At 63.5% G+C, this 21,294-nt stretch carries 17 protein-coding genes and 1 rRNA gene; 9 read left to right on the top strand and 9 right to left on the bottom strand.

Features of this window, described 5'->3' with window-relative positions; genetic code table 11:
- Nucleotides 1-38 precede the first annotated feature (38 nt).
- Nucleotides 39-368 (bottom strand): ATP-dependent Clp protease adapter ClpS, encoded by a 330-nt coding sequence (clpS, locus tag ACFRFQ_RS16730; protein WP_033232727.1) that lies wholly within the window; start codon nucleotides 366-368, stop codon nucleotides 39-41.
- 70 nt (nucleotides 369-438) lie between these two features.
- On the opposite strand from clpS, the gene ACFRFQ_RS16725 reads away from it, so the two are divergent.
- From ACFRFQ_RS16725 to ACFRFQ_RS16715, 3 genes are read left to right on the top strand one after another with little or no spacing between them, the layout of a single operon-like run.
- Nucleotides 439-1,779, top strand: a complete 1,341-nt coding sequence (locus tag ACFRFQ_RS16725; protein ID WP_378659736.1) for a nicotinate phosphoribosyltransferase — start codon at nucleotides 439-441, stop codon at nucleotides 1,777-1,779.
- Nucleotides 1,776-2,390: an isochorismatase family protein gene (locus tag ACFRFQ_RS16720; protein WP_378659733.1), complete on the top strand. Its 615-nt coding sequence runs from the start codon at nucleotides 1,776-1,778 to the stop codon at nucleotides 2,388-2,390. Before ACFRFQ_RS16725 ends, ACFRFQ_RS16720 begins: the two co-directional genes overlap by 4 nt.
- Nucleotides 2,391-2,399: 9 nt before the next feature.
- Nucleotides 2,400-4,448, top strand: coding sequence for an ATP-dependent DNA helicase (locus ACFRFQ_RS16715; protein WP_378659730.1), 2,049 nt, complete (start codon nucleotides 2,400-2,402; stop codon nucleotides 4,446-4,448).
- Between the two features lie 109 nt (nucleotides 4,449-4,557).
- Here the strand turns inward: ACFRFQ_RS16715 and ACFRFQ_RS16710 are convergent, their stop codons facing one another.
- A complete protein-coding gene (locus ACFRFQ_RS16710) occupies nucleotides 4,558-5,151 on the bottom strand; it encodes a hypothetical protein (RefSeq protein ID WP_378659727.1) in 594 nt (197 codons plus the stop codon).
- 482 nt (nucleotides 5,152-5,633) lie between these two features.
- Nucleotides 5,634-8,234 (bottom strand): alpha-glucan family phosphorylase, encoded by a 2,601-nt coding sequence (gene glgP, locus ACFRFQ_RS16705; protein ID WP_378659724.1) that lies wholly within the window; start codon nucleotides 8,232-8,234, stop codon nucleotides 5,634-5,636.
- Nucleotides 8,235-8,354: 120 nt separating this feature from the next.
- Here glgP and ACFRFQ_RS16700 point away from each other — a divergent pair, with 120 nt between their 5' ends.
- Genes ACFRFQ_RS16700 through ACFRFQ_RS16690 form a run of 3 tightly spaced genes read left to right on the top strand, consistent with a single transcriptional unit; the run spans nucleotide 8,355 to nucleotide 14,001 of the window.
- Nucleotides 8,355-10,355: a maltotransferase domain-containing protein gene (locus ACFRFQ_RS16700; RefSeq protein WP_378659721.1), complete on the top strand. Its 2,001-nt coding sequence runs from the start codon at nucleotides 8,355-8,357 to the stop codon at nucleotides 10,353-10,355.
- Nucleotides 10,355-12,553 carry a 1,4-alpha-glucan branching protein GlgB gene (glgB, locus tag ACFRFQ_RS16695; protein ID WP_378660588.1) on the top strand — a complete coding sequence of 733 codons (2,199 nt, stop codon included), beginning with the start codon at nucleotides 10,355-10,357 and terminating at the stop codon, nucleotides 12,551-12,553. The genes ACFRFQ_RS16700 and glgB overlap by 1 nt, the downstream gene beginning before the upstream one ends.
- The gene (locus ACFRFQ_RS16690) at nucleotides 12,553-14,001 is read left to right on the top strand and encodes a neutral zinc metallopeptidase (RefSeq protein WP_378660586.1); all 1,449 of its coding nucleotides are present in this window, start codon (nucleotides 12,553-12,555) and stop codon (nucleotides 13,999-14,001) included. Before glgB ends, ACFRFQ_RS16690 begins: the two co-directional genes overlap by 1 nt.
- 56 nt (nucleotides 14,002-14,057) lie before the next feature.
- Here the strand turns inward: ACFRFQ_RS16690 and ACFRFQ_RS16685 are convergent, their stop codons facing one another.
- The 3 genes from ACFRFQ_RS16685 to ACFRFQ_RS16675 all read right to left on the bottom strand — a co-directional run bounded on the left by ACFRFQ_RS16685 (nucleotide 14,058) and on the right by ACFRFQ_RS16675 (nucleotide 16,718).
- Complete coding sequence (locus ACFRFQ_RS16685) at nucleotides 14,058-14,951, bottom strand: tetratricopeptide repeat protein (RefSeq protein ID WP_378659718.1); 894 nt, start codon at nucleotides 14,949-14,951, stop codon at nucleotides 14,058-14,060.
- Nucleotides 14,952-15,056: 105 nt separating this feature from the next.
- Nucleotides 15,057-15,419 (bottom strand): DUF3817 domain-containing protein, encoded by a 363-nt coding sequence (locus tag ACFRFQ_RS16680; protein ID WP_378659715.1) that lies wholly within the window; start codon nucleotides 15,417-15,419, stop codon nucleotides 15,057-15,059.
- A gap of 105 nt (nucleotides 15,420-15,524) precedes the next feature.
- Nucleotides 15,525-16,718 carry an acetyl-CoA C-acetyltransferase gene (locus ACFRFQ_RS16675; protein WP_378659712.1) on the bottom strand — a complete coding sequence of 398 codons (1,194 nt, stop codon included), beginning with the start codon at nucleotides 16,716-16,718 and terminating at the stop codon, nucleotides 15,525-15,527.
- Nucleotides 16,719-16,827: 109 nt separating this feature from the next.
- Between ACFRFQ_RS16675 and mce the strand changes: the two genes are divergently transcribed.
- Together mce and ACFRFQ_RS16665 are read left to right on the top strand one after the other, a co-directional pair.
- A complete protein-coding gene (mce, locus tag ACFRFQ_RS16670; protein WP_378659709.1) occupies nucleotides 16,828-17,301 on the top strand; it encodes a methylmalonyl-CoA epimerase in 474 nt (157 codons plus the stop codon).
- A gap of 40 nt (nucleotides 17,302-17,341) precedes the next feature.
- The gene (locus ACFRFQ_RS16665) at nucleotides 17,342-18,361 is read left to right on the top strand and encodes a hypothetical protein (protein ID WP_378659707.1); all 1,020 of its coding nucleotides are present in this window, start codon (nucleotides 17,342-17,344) and stop codon (nucleotides 18,359-18,361) included.
- Between the two features lie 4 nt (nucleotides 18,362-18,365).
- Here the strand turns inward: ACFRFQ_RS16665 and ACFRFQ_RS16660 are convergent, their stop codons facing one another.
- Both ACFRFQ_RS16660 and nucS read right to left on the bottom strand, forming a co-directional pair.
- Nucleotides 18,366-18,698, bottom strand: a complete 333-nt coding sequence (locus ACFRFQ_RS16660) for an ATP/GTP-binding protein (RefSeq protein WP_378659705.1) — start codon at nucleotides 18,696-18,698, stop codon at nucleotides 18,366-18,368.
- Nucleotides 18,698-19,372 carry an endonuclease NucS gene (gene nucS, locus ACFRFQ_RS16655; RefSeq protein WP_378659702.1) on the bottom strand — a complete coding sequence of 225 codons (675 nt, stop codon included), beginning with the start codon at nucleotides 19,370-19,372 and terminating at the stop codon, nucleotides 18,698-18,700. Before nucS ends, ACFRFQ_RS16660 begins: the two co-directional genes overlap by 1 nt.
- A 42-nt stretch (nucleotides 19,373-19,414) precedes the next feature.
- On the opposite strand from nucS, the gene ACFRFQ_RS16650 reads away from it, so the two are divergent.
- Nucleotides 19,415-21,001: an adenylate/guanylate cyclase domain-containing protein gene (locus ACFRFQ_RS16650; protein ID WP_378659699.1), complete on the top strand. Its 1,587-nt coding sequence runs from the start codon at nucleotides 19,415-19,417 to the stop codon at nucleotides 20,999-21,001.
- Between the two features lie 200 nt (nucleotides 21,002-21,201).
- On the opposite strand, the gene rrf is transcribed toward ACFRFQ_RS16650, so the two are convergent.
- Nucleotides 21,202-21,294, bottom strand: a 5S ribosomal RNA gene (gene rrf, locus ACFRFQ_RS16645); the annotation flags it as partial.

The raw sequence follows: 21,294 nt of genomic DNA, 5'->3' as shown, positions 1-21,294 counted from the left end.
CTTGTGATCGATTCGAACTTGTCGAAGGTGAGCGAGTCTTACGTGTCGTCGCGCTGCATCGTGGCCCACAGTCCCGCCGCGTGCAGACGCCGAACATCGGCTTCCATCTTGTCGCGCGAACCGCTGGACACGACGGCTTTGCCCTCCGAATGGACCTTCATCATCAAATCGGTGGCCTTGGCCTTGCTGTAGCCGAACAACTTCTGGAACACGTAGGTCACGTAGTGCATCAGATTGACCGGATCGTCCCAGACGATCGTCACCCAAGGCCTGTCAACAGCTTCGATGATTGCAACAGCCTCGGACTGCTCCGGAACCGCGCGCGGCGCAGAGGCAGTTGTGGAAACAGTCGCAGAGCCGAAAACCATGTCTCCAGGGTACGGCGCGATCCGAGGCGACAACACCCACCCTCGTGGTCTCCCGCCTAGAGTTGTGTGCGTGCCTACGCAAATCTCCGACACCCGTGACGCCGCCGCGAGTACCGCTCTGCTCACCGACCAGTACGAGCTCACCATGCTCTCTGCCGCACTTGCCGACGGATCTGCTTTCCGTACCTGCAGTTTCGAAGTATTCGCGCGCAGACTCCCCGACGGCAGACGCTACGGAATCGTCGCCGGTACGGAGCGGCTACTCGACGCTCTCGAGCACTTCCGTTTCGGAGAACCCGAACTGGCGATCGTCTCGAAGTTCCTCGGCGACACCACCGTCGAGTGGCTGCGCAACTACCGATTCTCCGGCGATATCGACGGCTATCGCGAAGGCGACTTCTACTTCCCCGGCTCACCGATCCTCTCCGTCCGCGGATCGTTTGCCGAATGCGTGTTGCTCGAAACGTTGGCGCTCTCGATCCTCAACCACGACAGTGCGATTGCGTCGGCCGCTGCCCGGATGGTCAGCGCAGCCGACGGTCGACGGCTCATCGAGATGGGGTCACGCCGCACCCATGAGCAAGCTGCCGTCGCGTCGTCCCGCGCCGCATACCTCGCCGGATTCGACGCCACCTCCAATCTCGAAGCCGTCCGCCGCCACGAGGTTCCCGGCGCGGGCACCAGCGCCCACGCGTTCACCCTCCTGCACACCACTGACAACGGAACTGACGAAGCTGCGGCCTTCCGCGCGCAGGTCGACGCACTCGGTGTCTCGACCACGTTGCTTGTCGACACCTACGACATCACCGAAGGCGTGAAAACCGCTATCGCCGTTGCCGGAACCGAGCTCGGCGGGGTACGCATCGACTCCGGCGACCTCGGGGTGATCACCCGCCAGGTCCGTCGACAACTCGACGACCTCGGCGCCACCAAGACCCGCATCGTCGTCTCCGGCGACCTCGACGAATACGCCATCGCCGCGTTGCGTGCCGAACCTGTCGACACGTACGGCGTCGGCACATCTCTTGTCATCGGCTCCGGCGCGCCGACAGCCGGCATGGTCTACAAACTTGTCGAGGTGGACGGAATTCCCGTCGAGAAGCGCAGTACCAACAAGGCGTCGCGCGGCGGAGCAAAGAAGGCACTGCGCATCGCGCGCCCGACCGGAACACTGGTCGAGGAAGTGATCTATCCCGCCGACGCACCCTCGCCGTTCACCGCCGCGGACGGCGCGACCGAGCTGATGATTCCTCTGGTACGCGGCGGCAAGACCGTCGACGGCGTCCCGACGTTGGAAGAAAGCCGAGCAGTCGTGAAAGCCGGACTGGTCAGCCTCCCGTGGGAAGGCTTGAAGCTCTCCCGTGGCGATTCCGCCGTTCCGGTTCGATTTGTCGGTGGTGATCAGCGATGACCGCGCGCGCATTGATCGTGGTGGACGTCCAGAACGATTTCTGTGAAGGCGGCGCCCTCGCCGTCGACGGCGGCGCTGCCGTAGCTGCCGCAATCAACACCTTCGTCGATTCTCACGAGTACGACGCCGTCGCAGCGACCCGCGATTTCCACATCGATCCGGGCGCTCACTTCTCCGAGAACCCTGATTACGTCGACACCTGGCCGGTGCACTGTGTGGTGGGAACCTCCGGGGCCGACTTCCACCCGGCATTCGATGCAACGATCGCCGGTTCTGCCGTGTTTTCCAAAGGTGCGTACAGCGCCGCGTACTCCGGGTTCGAAGGCTTTTCCGAGGACGGCACAACTCTCGAGCAGTGGTTGCGGGCGCACGACATCACCGACGTCGACGTGATCGGCATCGCCGCCGATCACTGTGTGAAGGCCACGGCACTCGACGCTGTCCGCGCCGGCTTTGCCACGACCGTCCTCCTTCCCCTCACCGCGGGTGTGGCAACCGCCACGATCGAGGCGGCTTTGACGCAGATGCGCGAGCACGGAGTGCAGCTCAGCGGCCGTGACGACCATGCGCCTTCGAGTGGCGTCGATCTTTCTGACGTAGGTATCCACTAACCTGCTTCAGTGGCCGATGAACTTCCGAATGTCCCCGAACTGCTTCGCACGGCGGTGCAGGCGCTGGGCGGTGCCGAGCGGACCAGCCAGCTCACGATGGCGTCGGCGGTAGCGCATTCGATAGATACCGGTGAGCATCTTGCCGTCCAGGCCGGCACCGGTACGGGTAAGTCACTGGCCTACCTGGTGCCGAGCTTGCGTCACGCTGTCGAGTCCGGGCGCACCGTCGTCGTGTCGACGGCCACCATCGCACTGCAGAGGCAGTTGGTCGATCGCGACCTGCCCCGTCTGGCCGACGCACTGAAGAAGCCGCTCGGGCGCCGCGCAGAATTCGCAATCCTCAAGGGCCGCAACAACTATCTGTGCATGAACAAGATTCATACCGGCGCCTCCGAGCAGCCGCCAGAGGATGAACTGTTCGATCCGTTCACGGTCTCGCGCTTGGGCCGGGAAGTGGTGCGCTTGACCGAGTGGTCGTCGGACACCGACACCGGCGACCGCGACGAACTGGTGCCAGGTGTCTCCGATCAGGCGTGGCGGCAGGTCAGTGTGACGTCCCGCGAGTGCCTCGGGAAGAACCAGTGCCCGGTCGGTGAGGACTGCTTTGCGGAACGCGCCCGCGTCGAGGCCTCGAAGGCGGACGTCGTGGTCACCAACCACGCCCTCCTCGCGATCGATGCCATCACGGGAATCCAGATCCTGCCCGAGCACGACGTCGTGGTCATCGACGAAGCCCACGAACTGGTCGACCGCGTCACCGGGGTCGCGACGGACGAACTCACGGCGGCCGCCATCAGCGCGGCGGCCCGTCGCTGCGGCAAGATCGTCGAAGAACAGGACGCCGATCGTCTCGAAGCCGCAGGCGAAGGCTGGGCCGGGCTCCTCGAAGAACTTCGCCCCGGACGCTGGGACGGGCTCCCCGACGGCGCAGCCCCCGCGCTCGCAGCCATCCGCGATGCCGCGTGGGCCTTGCGCACGGCGATCGGACCCGCCAAGCCCGGCATGATGGCAGCCGATCCCGAAGCCGCAGCCGCCCGCAACGCGGCACTCTCCTCGGTAGAAGACATTCACGACAGCGCCGTACGAGTGCTCACCGCTTTCGACGAACCCGACCCCGCCCAGCGCAAAGACGTCGTCTGGCTCTCCTCCGACGAATTCCGTGGATCGGTCCGCCGCTCCGTCCGGATGGCACCCCTGTCCGTCGGCGGTCTGCTGCGCTCACGGCTGTTCGCAGAATCGACAGTCGTGTTGACCTCCGCAACCCTCACCGTCGGCGGTTCCTTCGACGGTCTGGCGATCAACTGGGGATTACCGGCGCAGTCGTCGGTGCGCCCCGATTCCGGCACTGCGATCGGAAGCGAAGCACCCTCCGATGCCAACGCATTCCGGTGGAACTCGGTCGACGTCGGATCGCCGTTCGACCATGCCAAAGCCGGAATCATCTACATCGCCCGCCACCTCCCGACACCGGGCCGAGACGGCTTGTCCCCGGTCTACCTCGACGAAATCGCCGAACTCGTCGAAGCTGCCGGTGGGCGCACCCTCGGACTGTTCTCGTCGATGCGCGCCGCCAAAGCCGCATCCGAAGCCATGCGTGATCGCCTCGACACCCCGATCCTCTGCCAGGGCGACGACGCCACCGGCACCCTCGTCAAGGCTTTTGCCAAGGACGAAGCCACATCACTGTTCGGGACACTGTCCCTCTGGCAGGGCGTCGACGTTCCGGGCCCGTCGCTATCACTGGTGATCCTGGACCGCATTCCGTTTCCGCGACCGGACGATCCGCTGCTGATGGCTCGCCAACAGGCCATCGAGGCACACGGCGGAAACGGTTTCCTCAGTGTCTCGGCCAACCACGCTGCGCTGCTCCTCGCCCAAGGAGTGGGCAGACTACTGCGCAGCGTCGACGACAAAGGTGTTGTGGCCGTCCTGGATCCACGCCTCGCAACGGCTCGGTATGCCGGATACCTGCGGGCGTCGTTGCCACCGTTCTGGGAGACGACCAAGCCTGAGGTCGTCCGCAAGGCACTGACCCGCATCCGCGATTCGCGACCCTGACGCACTTCTGCCCCGGACCTTCTCGACCTGGTCCGGGGCAGAGTAGCCATTGTCGCAGAGCCGTTCTTACCGCAAAACTGTTGTGGCGCGAAGCCGGTACCGGCGAGATCTAGCGGGGTGTAACCACCTGAACATCGCCACGCGTGCAGGACATTCCATACCCAAGTTCGGCCGAACGGGCAGCAGTCGGAGATGCACAGCTCCAACCCTCGAATGCGCGGATATTCGCATTCCCGTAATCACCGGGAGGCAAGGCAACATAGGCATCCATGACCGCAATGGCATCCGAGCACGAGATCGATCCTGCTACCACCTTCACCACGCGTCTGCCTGTCGCTGCGCCGCAAACTGTGCCTGGTTCAACCGGATCTGTGCCGTCCGTGTAGACCCCCATCGGAGCGCCGAGCGCCGCACCGGTGGTTGCCTCAGCAGTCGTGGCCGCGACGGTAACAGGTTTCGAGGGCGTCAACTCGGGACCTCTTCGCGTCAATTCGCCTGCCACGAAACGGAACCCTGCACCACCGTTCTCACAGTCGACTCCCCCACCCACCAAGGCACTGCACTGCGCGTCTCGGATCGTCAACCGACTACCCGGAGGAAGAACACGGGTGCCGGGAGGTCCACCTTCGACGATGGTGGGAACGGTGCCGCTTTGCTCGAGCGCGATTGCATTCGGGGCACCCTCGAACGGCGGATTGCTCACATCAAGGGTTCCTGCTGGGAAAGCGACCGAACAAGAGACGCGAACGCCAGCACCGGCTGTGGAAGGCGAAAAACTGCATTCGCGCAACGGTTTACCTTCCAATGCAAACCCGTAGTAGCCGTCTCCTCTCGAATACTCCACTGGATCGGCGTCAACAGGTATGGAGGGTGTCGAACTTTCAGTCGACTCCATGAGAGTCGACGTCTCCGACACCACATCCCCTTTCATCCCATCGCCTGCTCCACCACACGCGACGGCACCCGTCAGAACGAATAGACCCACAAAGACCCGAAACCCCGAGTATCCCCACCCTGTTTGCTTCATACCGACAATCCAAGCAGACGGCACCGACATTAGATGCATGCCGGTCATCGATCACTTGTAGGACGATCACTTGTAGGACAACGCAGCACGGTCGTTGCAACTCCCGCTGAATTGCGAGAATTACAACGACCGCCCGAACACACTTGCGCAGAATGTGACTACACAGCCGGCGTGGTCACCAGTCCCAGTTCTGAAGCACTCACCAGCAGACGGTGATGCGGAAGAACCCGAACCGTGTAGCCGACCGATCCCGAAACCGGAAGGGCCACTTCAGCTTCGAAGACCTCGACGCCGTCCTCCGAACCGAAATGCGTCATCGGAAAAGTGACGACATCAGTCAGTTCCTCACCGGGAGTAACGCGTCCGATGACGGCCTGCACCTCGACATCCGACACCGACAGATCGCCAAGACGAATCTGCGCCTTCAGCGAGAGGGTCGCACCGATTTCCGGGGTATCCGGCAACCCGGAACCGTCTACCTGGACAACGCTCACCGACGGCCACTGCGATTCGATGCGTCGACGGAACTCTGCGACCTCACGCGCTCCGGCGTAACTGTCGGCCACCACCGCTCGAGCTGATTCTGCCGAAGGAGCGTAGTACTGCACCGCGTAGTCACGAACCATGCGTGACGCCAACACCTTCGGACCGAGATGCTCGAGCGTGTGGCGAACCTTCTCAACCCACCGCGTCGGCAGATCGGCAGCGTCGCGGTCGTAGAACGTGGGTAGCACCGCATGCTCGAGCAATTCGTAGAGCGCGCTGGCTTCGAGATCGTCACGACGAACGTCGTCGAGAACACCGTCGGCCGTCGGGATGGCCCACCCGTTCTCGCCGTCGTACATCTCGTCCCACCATCCGTCGCGGATGGACAGGTTGAGTCCGCCGTTGAGAGCGGACTTCATTCCGGAGGTTCCGCACGCCTCGAGCGGTCGCAGCGGATTGTTCAGCCACACATCGCAACCCCAGTACAGGTACCGGGCCATCGACATGTCGTAATCCGGCAGGAAGACGATGCGGTGACGCACGTCCGCTTCGTCGGCGAATCGCACGACCTGCTGGATGAGCGCCTTACCGCCGTCGTCGGCGGGATGGGACTTACCGGCCACCACCAACTGCACCGGACGCTTCTCGTCGAGCAGCATCGCACGCAGTCGATCGGGGTCGCGCAGCATCAGCGTCAGTCGCTTGTACGTCGGAACCCGCCGCGCAAAACCGACGGTCAACACGTTGGGGTCGAAAACTCCCGCAGTCCAACCCAGTTCGGCTTCGGTGGCGCCGCGCTCGAGCCACGACGCCCTCACACGTCGACGCACCTCGTCGACAAGCTTGCCGCGCAACGCATTGCGCGTTTCCCAGAGCTCGGTGGCGGACAACTCGTGCAGGCGCTCCCAGCCGCGCGCTTCCTCGAGCTGATCCTGTCCGACGATCCGGCGGGCGACATTCATCCATTCCGGTGCCGCCCAGGTAGGTGCGTGGACACCGTTGGTGACCGAACCGATCGGCACCTCGTCGGCGTCGAACCCCGGCCAGAGACCGTTGAACATGTCGCGACTGACAATGCCGTGCAGCTTCGACACACCGTTGGCACGCTGGCCCAGCCGAAGGCCCATGTGCGCCATGTTGAAAATCGACGGGTCGGACTCGCGGCCCATCCCGACAATGCGATCGACAGTCAGTCCGGGAAGAAGCGCCGATTCGTTCTCCCCGTTGGAACCGCCGAAGTAGTGGCGAACCAGATCAGCCGGGAAGCGGTCGATTCCGGCGGGCACCGGGGTGTGAGTCGTGAAGACTGTTCCGGCGCGGACTGCAGCCAGTGCCGAATCGAAGTCGAGGCCTCGAGTGGTGACAAGTTCACGGATTCGTTCGATGCCGAGGAAACCGGCGTGGCCCTCGTTCATGTGGAACACCTCGGGATCGGGCAATCCGTACGCCGCGGTGTAGGCCCGCACCGCGCGGACGCCACCGATACCCGCGAGGATCTCCTGCTTGATGCGATGATCCTGATCGCCGCCGTACAGGCGGTCGGTGACGCCCCTCAGGTCCGCGTCGTTCTCTGCGATGTCGGAATCGAGAAGAAGCAACGGCACCCGGCCGACCTGCGCGATCCACACCCGCGAACGCAGGACTCGTCCTCCGGGCATCGCAACGTGGATGACTACCGGCGATCCGTCGTCGGACGACGGCCCGGCATCCGTCAGCAAACGCAGAGGCAACCCCTGCGGATCGTGGGGCGGGTAGTGCTCGGCCTGCCACCCGTCGGCGGTCAGCGACTGACGGAAATACCCGGACCGGTAAAGCAGTCCGACACCGATCAGCGGCAGTCCCAGATCCGATGCGGCCTTCAGATGGTCACCGGCCAGAATTCCCAGGCCACCCGAGTAGTTCGGCAGGACTTCGCTCACCCCGAATTCCATGGAGAAGTACGCAATTCCCCCGGCCAGCGACACCCCCTTCGCTTGCTGCGACTGGTACCAGCGCGGAGTGCTCAGATAGCCGTCGAGATCAGCTGCTGCGGTGTCGAGGTCAGCAAGGAACGCCTCGTCGCTGCTCAATTCGTCCAAGCGCGACGGGTCGACCTCACCCAGCATTCGAACCGGATCGAACTGAACTGCTTGCCAGAGTTCGGGGTCCAGGCGCGAGAACAGATCCTGAGTCTCGGTGTGCCAGGACCAACGCAAGTTGGTGGACAAAGGGCCGAGCGCTGCAAGGCGCTCCGGAAGGTGGGCTCGGACAGTGAACCGACGCAAGGCTTTCACCCCGCGAACCCTAGTCGAGTTCAACCACCGTGTCCGCTGGAGCGACGACAAGGCGCTGTACCCACTACGGTTGAACTCGGCCACACCAGTAACACTCCACCATCAGAAATGGAGCTTCCCGTGACAGGACGCCTCGGTATCGACGACGTGGTACCCGCGATCTCGGGTAACTATCCAGCCAAGGCCGTAGTGGGTGAAGTGTTTCCCGTACATGCCACCGTGTGGCGAGAGGGCCACGACGCAGTTGCGGCCACCCTCACCGTGCGCGGACCTCGCGGCACCAAACCACTACGGATCCAGATGGACCCGGGCAGCGAACCGGACACCGTCGACGCCGTGTTCGTCCCGTCCGCCGAGGGACTCTGGACGTTTCGGATCGAGGCGTGGAGTGATCCCGTCGCGACCTGGAAGCACGCCGTCGAAGCCAAACTGTCCGTCGGGCAAGGCCCGGCCGAGCTGGCCAACGACCTCGAGATCGGCGCACGACTCTTCGAGAAAGCCGCCCAGGAACAGCCCCGCGCCAATCGCTCGAAGCTCGAGGCGGTGACGGCGTCGCTGCGCAGCACCGCGCCTGTGACGGCCCGGGTCGCCCCAGCATTTGCGTCCGACGTCGCCGAGTTGCTTCGCGCGCATCCCCTACGCGAACTCATCACCAAGGGCGAACCGCACACCGTACTGGTCGACCGCCACCGAGCACTGTTCGGATCGTGGTACGAATTCTTCCCCCGCTCCACCGGCGGCTGGGACGAGAACGGGGCGCCCAAGCACGGCACGTTCAAGACCGCGTCGGAGGATCTACCGCGCATTGCCGCAATGGGTTTCGACGTTGTCTACCTGCCGCCGATCCATCCGATCGGTGAGATCAATCGCAAGGGCCGCAACAACACACTCACTCCCGAACCCGGCGATGTCGGATCTCCGTGGGCCATCGGATCTGCCGAAGGTGGACACGACGCGGTCCATCCGGAACTCGGAACGCTCAAGGACTTCAAAGCATTTGTATCGCGGGCACGCAAACTCGACCTCGAAGTGGCACTCGACCTCGCGCTCCAGTGCGCACCCGATCATCCGTGGGCGGCAAAGCATCCCGAGTGGTTCAACGTCCTGCCCGACGGCACCATCGCCTATGCGGAGAACCCGCCGAAGAAGTACCAGGACATCTATCCGATCAACTTCGACATCGACCCGGACGGGTTGGACAAGGAAATCCTTCGCGTCGTTCGCCACTGGATCAACGCGGGCGTCAAGATCTTTCGGGTCGACAACCCCCACACCAAACCACCCAACTTCTGGGAAAAGCTGATCGCCGACGTCAAGAAATCCGATCCGGACGTGCTCTTCCTGGCCGAGGCGTTCACTCGGCCGGCCCGCATGTACGGCCTGGCCCGACGCGGCTTCACGCAGTCGTACACGTACTTCACCTGGCGCGTCGCCAAGTGGGAACTGACGGAATTCGGCAACGAACTCGCGGCAAAAGCCGACGAGGCGCGCCCCAACCTCTTTGTGAATACCCCGGACATCCTGCACGAGTCCCTGCAGCACGGCGGCCCCGGAATGTTCGCGCTGCGAGCAGCTCTCGCCGCCACACTGGCGCCGACGTGGGGCGTCTACTCGGGGTACGAACTCTACGAGCACCAGGCCGTGCGTCCCGGCAGCGAAGAGTATCTGGACTCGGAAAAGTACGAACTACGTCCGCGCCGGTTCGCGGAAGCAGCTGCGCGGGGCGAATCCCTCGAGCCCTGGATCACCACGCTCAACCGAATCCGCCGCGCACACCCCGCCCTGCAACAACTCCGCAACCTGCACTTCCACCACATCGACAACGACGCGATCATCGCCTACTCGAAGTTCGATCCGATCACCGGCGATGCCGTACTCATCGTCGTCAACCTCAATCCGTTTGCCGCGGAAGAAGGAACGATCTGGCTGGACATGCCGGCACTCGGTCGCGAATGGCAAGACCACCTGAGCGTGCTCGACGAAGTGAGCGGCGAGCAATACCAGTGGGGCCAAGCAAATTTCGTTCGCCTCGAGCCGTGGCGGTCCGTCGCCCACATTCTTGCGCTACCACCAGTTCCCTACCCCGCCAGAACTTCCCTGGCATACCGCGGAGGTAAATGATGGCCGCCGAACTGCCTGCCGGAGTTGCGCCCGCACTCCACGATCTGGAACTGCTTGCCCGCGGTGAGCACCACGATCCGCACAGCGTCCTCGGCGCACACACCCATCCCGGCGGCACCGTGCTGCGCACGCTCCGGCCACACGCCGAGTCCGTCGACGCCGTCATCGGTGGGAAAATATTTCCCCTCCAGCACATTTCGGGTGGCGTCTTCGCTGCCTTGGTCCCCTTCGCTGACCTCATGGACTATCGATACTCGGTCACTTATCCAGGTGGGCATACCGTCGTCGTCGCAGATCCGTACCGATTCCTCCCCACCCTCGGAGAACTTGATCTCCATCTCTTCGGCGAGGGCCGACACGAACGCCTGTGGGATATCCTCGGCGCCCACCCGCGCAGATACGAAACCCCTGACGGAGTTGTCGAGGGAACCTCGTTTGCCGTGTGGGCACCCGCCGCCCGGGGAGTCACCGTTATCGGTGACTTCGACGGCTGGGGTGGGCAATTCGCACCCATGCGCGTCCTCGGGTCCACCGGAGTCTGGGAACTGTTCCTGCCCGGAATCGCGGCAGGCGAACTGTACAAGTTCCGCGTCCACGGGCGAGACGGTTCAGTAGCGGACAAGGCCGACCCCATGGCCTTCGCCACCGAGGTACCGCCCGCGACGGCGTCACGAGTGAGCACCAGTTCCCACGTTTGGCGCGACGCCGAGTGGCTCGAGGCCCGCACCCATGTCGACCCCGCGCAGTCACCGATGAGTGTGTACGAAGTACATCTCGGATCCTGGCGCCCCGGCCTCGACTACGGGCAGATGGCCGAGCAACTCGCGCAGTACGTCACCGAAACCGGGTTCACACACGTCGAATTGCTCCCTGTCGCCGAGCACCCGTTCGGCGGTTCCTGGGGATATCAGGTCACGTCGTACTACGCCCCGACCGCACGATTCGGGACACCCGACGATTTCCGCTGGTTTGTCGATCACCTCCATGCCGCGGGCATCGGCGTCCTCGTCGACTGGGTTCCCGCCCACTTCCCCAAGGACGAATGGGCACTGGCCCGCTTCGACGGCACACCGCTCTACGAACATGCCGATCCGCAACGCGGTGAGCAGTTGGACTGGGGCACATACGTATTCGACTTCGGCCGACGAGAGGTCCGCAACTTCCTCGTCGCCAACGCACTGTTCTGGCTCGACGAATTCCATATCGACGGCCTGCGCGTCGATGCGGTCGCGTCCATGCTCTACCTGGACTACTCCCGCCCCGAAGGTGGCTGGACTCCCAACATTCACGGCGGCCGCGAGAACCTGGAAGCAGTTGCCTTCCTTCAGGAGATGAACGCCACCGTCCACAAGAAACATCGTGGCGTCGTCACCATCGCCGAAGAATCGACCGCCTGGCCTGGGGTCACCCGCGCGACCAATGTCGGCGGACTCGGATTCAACATGAAATGGAACATGGGGTGGATGCACGACACCCTGGGATTCCTGGGCCGCGATCCCGTCCACCGCACCTATCACCATCACGAGATCACCTTCTCGCTGATGTACGCGTGGAGCGAAAACTACCTGCTGCCCATCAGCCACGACGAGGTCGTCCACGGCAAGGGAACTTTGTGGACACGAATGCCCGGCAACGATTTCACAAAAGCCGCGGGGCTTCGCGCACTCCTCGCTTACATGTGGGCACACCCGGGTAAGCAGCTCCTGTTCATGGGCCAGGAGTTCGGCCAGACCGCCGAGTGGTCCGAAGAACGAGGCCTCGACTGGTGGCAGCTCGACGACCCGAACACCGGCAATCTCCACCGCGGCGCCGTACAGCTGGTCAGCGATCTCAACGCCGCCTACCGCCGACATCCGGCAATGTGGACCCTGGACACCTCGCCGGGGGGCTACTCGTGGATCGACGCCAACGACACCGAGAACAACGTCCTGAGTTTTCTGCGTTACGGTACTGACGGCTCGATTGTCGCCTGCCTCTTCAACTTCTCGGGCAGCGAACACTCGAGCTACCGCGTCGGGCTACCGGAGCCCGGCCGATGGGTGGAAATCCTCAACACCGACGCGCAGACGTACGGCGGCTCGGGGGTGGGCAACCTCGGTGCGGTCACAGCGACGTCGCAGTCGTGGCACGGTCGGCCGGCGTCAGCTCAGGTCGCACTGCCGGCCAACGGCGCGATATGGATCAGTCTGGAGCGTTGATGGTGGGCCGGCGAGCAGCACTAGTCACTTCGTCGTTGTTGGTAACTGCTGCCGTGCTGTCCGGCTGCTCCCAGTCGTCGAGCGGTCACGCCGTCTCGATCTACCACGACCCTTTCCGCGTCGCCGGCCTCGACGCGTCGTCGGGTCCGAGCGGTCTGCGGCCCGGTGCGCCTGACGCTGAACGCGACATCGTCGGCACCGATGGCGGCGCGATCGACGCCCTGGCCGCCAACGCGATCACCGACATCGAAACCTTTTGGAACACGCAGTATCCGGCCCTTTTCAACGAGCCGTTCGAACCCGTCGACAAGCTGATCTCATGGGATCCCACCGAATCGAACGGCCCGGACTTCTGCGAAGAGACCACCGAAGACCTCATCAACGCCGGCTACTGCAGCCTCGACCACACCATCGGCTGGGATCGCGAACTGCTCCTTCCCGAGGTGCAGGAAAAGTTCGGGGACGTTGCCGTCGCGTTCATCTTCGCGCACGAATACGGGCACGCGGTCCAGCGCAAAGCCGGAATCGTCAAAGGTGGGTCCGAATCGGCCTTGGTGCGTGAACAGCAAGCCGACTGCTTCGGTGGCGCGTTCCTGCGGCACGTTGCCGAAGACAAGGCAGTGCACTTCACCATGAACACGTCGGACGGCCTGAACAAGGTACTCGCCTCTGCGGTCGCTATCCGTGACGACGATCCCAACGATCCCGACTCGCACCACGGTTCCGCGTTCGAACGCGTCACTGCAACACAGATCGGATTCACCGACGGCGCGTCCGCCTGCACGCGGATCGACCAGGAAGAAATCGAATCCCGACGGGCCGAACTGCCCCAGACATTCGACTCCGAAGGCGATTCCGGAGAACTCCCCGTCACCGAGGAAACACTGCAGGAGTTCCTGACGACGTTCCAGTCGGTCTTCGAGCTGGAGAATCCGCCTACAGTTACCTTCGACGGCGCGGACACCGGATGCGCCGACGCCGTTGCCACCGAACCGGTCTCGTTCTGCCCGTCGACCAACACCATCGGCATCAGCGTCGACGAATTGGCGGAACGCGGAACGCCAGGACGGGTCGGACGACGCGAGTTGATGCAGACCGACATCACCGGCGACTACAACGCGTACGTGCTGCTCGCGTCGCGGTACACCCTGGCGATGCAGCAGGAACGTGGCCAGGCACTCGACACACCACAGACAGCACTGCGGGCGGCTTGCTTGGCCGGAGTGATCACTGCCGCACTGAGCCCCACCAACGCAGCTGAGTCCGGTGCGCAGGTCACCCTGTCTCCCGGCGACCTCGACGAGGCCGTCTCCGGACTCCTGACGGACGGGTTGGCTGCCAGCGATGTCAACGGCGACACCGTCCCGAGCGGCTTCGCCCGGGTCGACGCCTTCCGTACCGGTGTGCTGGGTGGGCAGGTGTCCTGCGACAGCCGCTACACGGAGTAGCGGCCGAAGGACGGCTACGACCTTCTATACCGAATAGCGGCTGTCGTCAGGGAGGGCTAGTAGAGCGCTGCGGCGAGTTTGCGGCGCGCGGCCATCACCATGGGCTCGGCGGGATCGAACAATTCGAAGAGTTCGAGCAGTCGCGTCCGCGCTGCTGCCTTGTCGTCTCCGGCGCTACGTGACACGACGCCGATGAGGCGGGCAAATGCTGCTTCCGGTTTCTGTCCGGCCATCTCCAGGTCCGCTGCCGCGAACTGCAGTTCGGCGTTCGACGGATCTGCGTCGGCGGCCGCGACGGCATCAGGGTCGGTGTTCTGGGCGCGCGCCATGAACTTGACCTGACGAACAGCGTTGAGGGCCTCGGCGTTGGCGGGCTCGGCGTCGAGAATCACCTGGTATGCCGCGATCGCGCCGTCGAGGTCACCGGCGTCGAGAGCGGTTTCGGCAGCAACGAACCGTGGATCTTCCACTTCGGGTTCGTCGTTGTCAGCGGCCGGAACAGGACCACTGAGCTTGCCGGCGGTAGCTTGCAGAACGGCGGCAAACCACTGGGTCAACTGTTCTTCGGGCTGCGCGCCCTGGAAATCGGCCAACGGCTGGCCGGCCGCGACGGCAACAACCGTCGGCACCGACTGGATTCCGAAGGCCTGGGCGATCTGCGGGCTGACGTCGACGTCGACGTTCGCAAGAATCCACTGGCCACCGGCCTGCGCGGCCAACCGCTCCAACACCTCGGTGAAAACGACAGACGGTTCGTACGCACGCCCACCGAGGTTGACGATCACGGGTACCTGGCTCGACTTGACCAGAACTTCGGCCTCGAAGTTCGCTTCCGTCACCTCGACGACAGAACCGTTGGCAGCAGAAACGGCCCCGTCGCCGCTGGGATTACGCGGAGGTGGGGCCGTCGCCCGCTCTTTGAGAGCGGACAAGTCGACTGCGCCGCTCATAGCGGCTGCAACTGCGGACGAACGCGCGGGGGGCCTGGATCCTGGTCGAGTCACAAGTCCCAGTTTGTCACGAGTTGCCCGAACCTTCGAAGAGGCCTACTTCACTCAGGCGAGCGCGGGGTTGCCCTTGGCGGTCTCGTACTCGGTGGACAGTTCACCGAGCTTGCCATTCTTCACGGCCCAGCGCTCGAAAACGACGGTGCCGAACGGCGGGACGCTCGAGATCAGCGCGAGGATCGTCGTCTTGATGTCCCACTTCAACGACCATGCGGTCAGCAGGGCAACAACGATGAACACCATGAAGCCCGCGATGCCGTGCAGCATTCCCGGGATGCGAATCGCTTCTTCATGTCCGAGGACCCACTTGAAAAACATGGCAACCAGCAAGGCCGCCCAGGTCACCGCTTCCCACCAGGCAACCAGACGGAAGCGCTTGGCAGGAGTGGACACGTCAAAGATGTTCGCCATGAACCCCATTGTGCCCGAACAACTACGACGCCCCGTAGTGGTGTGAGGAATACCACGAGGCGCCGTAGAGCGAACTGAGATGTTCAGGTGTATTTAGACAGACTCTCAGGCCTTGGGGACGCGGATGATCAGGGCGTCGCCCTGCCCGCCGCCGCCGCACAGTGCGGCCGCGCCGATGCCGCCGCCGCGGCGCTGCAGCTCCAGTGCCAGGTGCAGGGCGATGCGGGCGCCGGACATTCCGAGGGGGTGCCCGACGGCGATGGCGCCGCCGTTGACGTTGACCTTCGCCGGATCGAGGCCCAGTTCACGGGTGGAGGCGATCCCGACGGCGGCGAAGGCTTCGTTGATCTCGACGAGGTCGAGGTCGATGGGGTCGATGCCTTCCTTCGCGCAGGCCTTCGCGATGGCCCGCGCCGGCTGGGACTGCAGGGTGGAATCGGGTCCGGCGACCACGCCGTGCGCACCGATTTCAGCGATCCAGGCAAGGCCGAGTTCTTCGGCCTTGGTCTTGCTCATCACGACGACGGCGGCGGCGCCGTCGGAGATCGGCGATGCCGATCCGGCGGTGATGGTGCCGTCCTTGCTGAACGCGGGACGCAGCTTGCCGAGGGATTCGGCGGTGGTGTCGGCGCGGATCCCTTCGTCCTGGGCGAAGACGATCGGGTCGCCTTTGCGTTGCGGGATGGAGACGGGGACGACTTCGTTGTCGAAGAGGCCGTCCTTCCAGGCGCGGGCCGCGTTCTGGTGTGAGGCGGCGGCGAACGCGTCCTGCTCGGCGCGGGTGATGTGGGTGGTCTCCTGTTGGTTGACCTGTTCGGTGAGCAGTCCCATCGCCTGGTCGGTGAAGATGTCGTGCAGGCCGTCGTAGGCCATGTGGTCACGCATCGTGACGTCGCCGTATTTGAAGCCTTCGCGGCTTTTTTCGAGCATGTGCGGGGCGCGGGACATCGATTCCTGCCCGCCGGCGACGACGATGTCGAATTCGCCGGCGCGGATCATCTGATCGGCCAGGGCGATGGCGTCGACACCGGAGAGGCAGACCTTGTTGATGCTCAGGGCGGGCACGTTCATCGGGATGCCCGCGGCGACGGCGGCCTGGCGGGCCGGCATCTGCCCGGCGCCGGCGGTCAAAACCTGGCCCATCACGACGTACTCGACCTGCTCGGGTGCGACACCGGCCTTAGCCAGGGCGCCCTTGATGGCGATGCCACCGAGATCGGATCCGGACAGATCCTTCAGGGAACCCATCAAGCGACCCATCGGGGTCCGGGCTCCGGCAACAATCACAGAACTGGTCACGATTTCCTCCGGCTGCAAAAAAGAGACATAGTCTTCGGACGCACGTGGTATACGAGCCAAGTCACATCCCGACGTGTACTACTTAAACGGTAGCGCTACCGTGAACGGTATGACACAGACCTCCCCCAGCCCCGCGCTCGCAGCGTTGTCCTCCGACCTCGTCGTCGCTATCGACCACGTCGGAATTGCCGTTCCCGATCTCGATATCGCCATCGCGTGGTACACCCAGCACCTGGGCATGGTCTCGACCCACGAAGAGGTCAACGAAGCACAGGGCGTGCGCGAAGCCATGCTCTCCGTCGTCGGTGCACCCGCGGGCTCCACGGCCGTCCAGTTGCTCGCGCCCCTCGACGAGAACTCGACGATCGCCAAGTTCATCGACCGCAGTGGCCCCGGACTGCAGCAGCTCGCATACCGCGTCACCGACATCGAAGCTATCTCCGACGAGCTCCGAGCACGCGGCGTCCGGTTGCTCTACGACGCACCGCGGCGCGGCACCGCCAACTCACGCATCAACTTCATTCACCCGAAAGACGCCGGCGGTGTACTCGTCGAACTGGTCGAACCTGCCGCGTCGCACTAGTAGCCCCGACTCCTGCAGGTATGCCAGGTAGATTATCGCCATGGCATACGAGCAGGACCGCGGTTCCATTCAACTTCCGTTTCAGATCGCACGGAAGGGATACGACCGCGACGAGGTACGCAACTACTTCGAGCGATTCGACGTAGAACTGCGTGTGACGGCTGCGGACCGTGATGCCGCAGCCGCGCAAGCCCGCGACCTTGCCAAGCAGTTGGACGATGCCCGCGACGACATCGACGATCTCCGTAAGGACGTCGACCGTCTGTCCGTTCCGCCCACCACCGCGGAGGGCATGAGCGATCGCATCAGCCGCATGCTCCGACTGGCGTCCGACGAAGCGTCCGAGGTTCGTGCCAAAGCCGAGGCCGACGCAGCAGAAATGACCTCCATCGCGGAACAGGACGGCGCCCGCCTACGTGGGCACTACGAGTCGTTGATCGCGGAGCTCGACGACCGTCGCAACGCGATGGAAACCATGCACGAGCAGACCATGTTGCAGGCCAAAACCGAAGCCGCACGCATTGTCGAAGCCGCGCAGGCCGAGCGCGATCGTCTGGCCGCCGAATCCGAGGCAAAGCGAACTCAGATTCGCGAGGATTTCGACATCTCCATGGCGGAACGACGCGCCAAGGTTGTTGCCGCAGTCGACGAACTCGAGGCATCCAGCAAGGCAGAAGCCGAACGACGATTGACCGACGCCACACGCGAAGCTCAGCGTCGCCTACAGGCCGCGACAGATCAGTCCGAGCGAAAGATCGCTCACGCCAAGGAACTTGCCGAAGAACTGCGGGTTCTGCGTGGCCGGATTCTCGCGCAACTCCTGGGAATCCGCGGTCAGCTCGATTCGGTGCCCGCGATGCTCGCCTCCGTAAACCGTGAGAGCGAATTGCTCGACGCTCCGACCACTCCGCCGGCCGCGGAATTCGCCGACGACGAGTACGAAGAGGCCGATTACACCGAGTCGGAACCGGAAACCGACGACTCGGACGACATCGAAAACACCAACACTGCCGAAATCGACACACGCGAAGTCGAGCAGCGGGCGCAGTCCCGAAACTGATCCGTCAGGACCACCGTCTGGTCAGGCCGCGGGTTCCGCGGCCTGACCAGCATCCGGTGTGCCAATGCCGACGCTCTGCGGCCCCACCCGGCTCCGACGGCCACGTCACCACATGCGCGACCGAAGGCCTGATGTCGTGGTCGCAGCCGGGGCATCGGTAGAACTTTGTGGCATTGGCTCCCGGAATCGGCCGAACCATGTACAACTCGCCGCCCGGTCCCGGTTCCTCGCGGACTACCGCCCCACCGAAAAGCACACCCCTCGGCTCATCCGAGGCCGGACCTCGTCGACTGTCAGTGCGACGAGATTGTTTCGGCATCGGTTTGCGGCGAGGCATTAGAAAAGCCGGAACTCGGTGCTCTCGGTCCCACGCAACGCCTCGTAGTCGAGGACGAGGCAGCGAATCCCGCGATCGGTTGCCAAAGTCTTGGCCTGCGGCTTGATCTGTTGCGCCGCAAACACTCCCGTGACCGGCGCGAGCAGAGGATCACGGTTGAGCAACTCGAGGTACCTCGTCAACTGTTCGACACCGTCGATCTCACCGCGACGCTTGATCTCGACGGCAACCGAGGCTCCGTCGGCATCACGAACCAGAAGGTCGACCGGCCCGATAGCCGTCATGTATTCGCGTCGAACCAAGGTGTAGCCGGCACCGAGTGTTTCGACGTGCTCAGCGAGAAGCTCTTGCAGGTGCGCCTCGACGCCGTCCTTGATCAAACCCGGATCGATACCGAGTTCGTACGACGAATCATGCTCGACCTCTTCGAGGGTGATCCGGAGTTCTTCGCCGGCCTTGTTGGTCACGACCCACAGAATGTCGTCGCTGTCGCCAGTGGTCTCGACCAACCAGCACGGCGGACTCATCCAGTTGAGCGGCTTATACGCCCGGTCATCGGCATGGATGCTGACGGAACCGTCCGCTTTGACCAACAAAAGGCGTCTGGCGGTCGGGAGATGGGAGGTCAATCGACCTACGTAGTCGACACGGCAACGAGCAATAACTAAGCGCACTGCACCACCCTAAGCGATCGGTGCGACTAGTCTCGACACACTATGCAGCCAAGCAACGTCCCGAGCGCGCCTCTAGGGTCGTGGTTGCTCGGATCCACAGACGAGAGTCCCCGCCGACGACGCATCCGCGTCCAAGCCCTCCTCACTGCTCCACTCCTGGTCACCAATCTGATCGGGTCACTACTGGCTGTCGTTCTCATCGGAGTTGTGGTTCCAGGGCCGAGCATCATGCGATCGGAGTTCGCGTGGATCAACTTCATCGCAGTGCCGGTATTCACTCTGTGCGTTTTCATCGTCGGGCTCTTGTGGGGAACTACTCGCCTCATCCATGATCTTCGCTGGGCAACGGACAACGTCCCTCCGACAGCCGAGAATCAACGGGCCGCGCTGCGCGGGCCGTGGCGCCTGACCAGAGTTCAGGCAATCCTGTGGACTGTGGCGTTGGCCACGTTCACCACGATGTACGGGATCGTCGACGCTGACACCATCCCGAAAGTGTTGTTCACCATAGCTTTCAGCGGAATCACGACCTGTGCGTTCTGCTATCTCCTGAGCGAGTTCGCACTTCGTCCCATCGCCGCGCGTGCCCTCGAATCCGGAACACCACGAAAATCCGCAGTGCTCGGCATCACCGGCCGCACCATCCTGGTCTGGATGCTCGGCAGCGGTGTCCCCGTCACCGGGCTGATGTTGATCGCGATCTTCAGCTTCATCCGTCCCGCATCCGGACAAGCTCTCGCAATCGCCATCCTGGTGATCGGCGGAATCACTCTGTGCGTCGGGCTCGGGCTGACTTACATCAACATTCGATCGGCCGCGGCGCCCATCCGATCGGTTCGGCGCGGAATGGAACAGGTCACCCGCGGCGATCTGAGTGCTCATGTCGTTGTCTACGACGGTACCGAATTGGGCTTGCTACAAACGGGTTTCAATCGCATGGCGGAGGGACTGCGGGAGCGTGAACGCATCCGCGATCTGTTCGGACGACACGTCGGACACGAGGTTGCGGCCAACGCGATGCGTCAGAATCCCGAACTCGGCGGTGAGGAACGCGATGTGTCCGTTCTCTTCGTCGATGTGATCGGTTCCACCACAATCGCCTCGACAAATACTCCTACCGCCGTTGTCGCACTGCTCAACAGGTTCTTCGACGTCATCGTCGACGAGGTGGATGGACACGGAGGATTTGTCAACAAGTTCGAGGGTGACGCGGCCCTTGCCATCTTCGGGGCACCGAACCGGATCGACGACCATGCCGGCAGCGCACTCGCCGCGGCCCGAAAGATCCAGGTTCGTTTGTGCGCCGAGGTGCCCGAAATCAAGGCCGGGATCGGTGTTGCGTCCGGTATCGCGGTTGCCGGAAATGTCGGTGCGCGTGAACGATTCGAGTACACCGTCATCGGTGATCCCGTAAACGAAGCAGCCCGCCTCTCCGAGGTGGCCAAAACAGTACCGGGAAATCTCGCCGCGTCAGGCCGCGCTGTTGCCGCCGCACACAGCGACGAAGCCGACCAGTGGCGTATCACTGACAGCATCACACTGCGCGGTCGTCTCGAAGAGACAGAACTTGCGATTCCTTGCGAGCCAGCGGAAGGCCTTGTATCGGCTCCAGTTCCGCCGACGGATTGAGCGAACGGTACGTTCAAGGATATTAGGTGGCGGGTTTTCCGTATTCCGGCATCGCGTGAACGTACCGCCGCCCCTGTCCAACGGTGGGAGCGATACGTTCACCCCGACCACTGGTGCCGGCGACTACCGATCCCGGGGACAAATCGATTCGGGGACACGAAAAAGCCCCCCAACAATGTTGGGGGGCTTTCTCAAGTTGTGTTCGGCGGTGTCCTACTCTCCCACACCCTGTCGAGTGCAGTACCATCGGCGCTGAAGGGCTTAGCTTCCGGGTTCGGAATGGGACCGGGCGT

Origin of the sequence: Rhodococcus sp. NPDC056743, assembly GCF_042790355.1 — a bacterium.
GTDB lineage: Bacteria > Actinomycetota > Actinomycetes > Mycobacteriales > Mycobacteriaceae > Rhodococcus_F.
Note: the sequence above shows the minus strand (reverse complement) of the source record. Positions and strands in the feature narration are given on the sequence as shown.

Excerpts from the sequence above, each read along its gene's own strand:
- clpS (WP_033232727.1), bottom strand. The coding sequence starts at position 368 with ATGGTTTTCGGCTCTGCGACTGTTTCCACAACTGCCTCTGCGCCGCGC.
- ACFRFQ_RS16720 (WP_378659733.1), top strand. The coding sequence starts at position 1,776 with ATGACCGCGCGCGCATTGATCGTGGTGGACGTCCAGAACGATTTCTGT.
- glgB (WP_378660588.1), top strand. The coding sequence starts at position 10,355 with ATGGCCGCCGAACTGCCTGCCGGAGTTGCGCCCGCACTCCACGATCTG.
- ACFRFQ_RS16690 (WP_378660586.1), top strand. The coding sequence starts at position 12,553 with ATGGTGGGCCGGCGAGCAGCACTAGTCACTTCGTCGTTGTTGGTAACT.
- ACFRFQ_RS16685 (WP_378659718.1), bottom strand. The coding sequence starts at position 14,951 with ATGAGCGGCGCAGTCGACTTGTCCGCTCTCAAAGAGCGGGCGACGGCC.
- ACFRFQ_RS16680 (WP_378659715.1), bottom strand. The coding sequence starts at position 15,419 with ATGGCGAACATCTTTGACGTGTCCACTCCTGCCAAGCGCTTCCGTCTG.
- mce (WP_378659709.1), top strand. The coding sequence starts at position 16,828 with ATGACACAGACCTCCCCCAGCCCCGCGCTCGCAGCGTTGTCCTCCGAC.
- ACFRFQ_RS16665 (WP_378659707.1), top strand. The coding sequence starts at position 17,342 with ATGGCATACGAGCAGGACCGCGGTTCCATTCAACTTCCGTTTCAGATC.
- ACFRFQ_RS16660 (WP_378659705.1), bottom strand. The coding sequence starts at position 18,698 with ATGCCTCGCCGCAAACCGATGCCGAAACAATCTCGTCGCACTGACAGT.
- ACFRFQ_RS16650 (WP_378659699.1), top strand. The coding sequence starts at position 19,415 with ATGCAGCCAAGCAACGTCCCGAGCGCGCCTCTAGGGTCGTGGTTGCTC.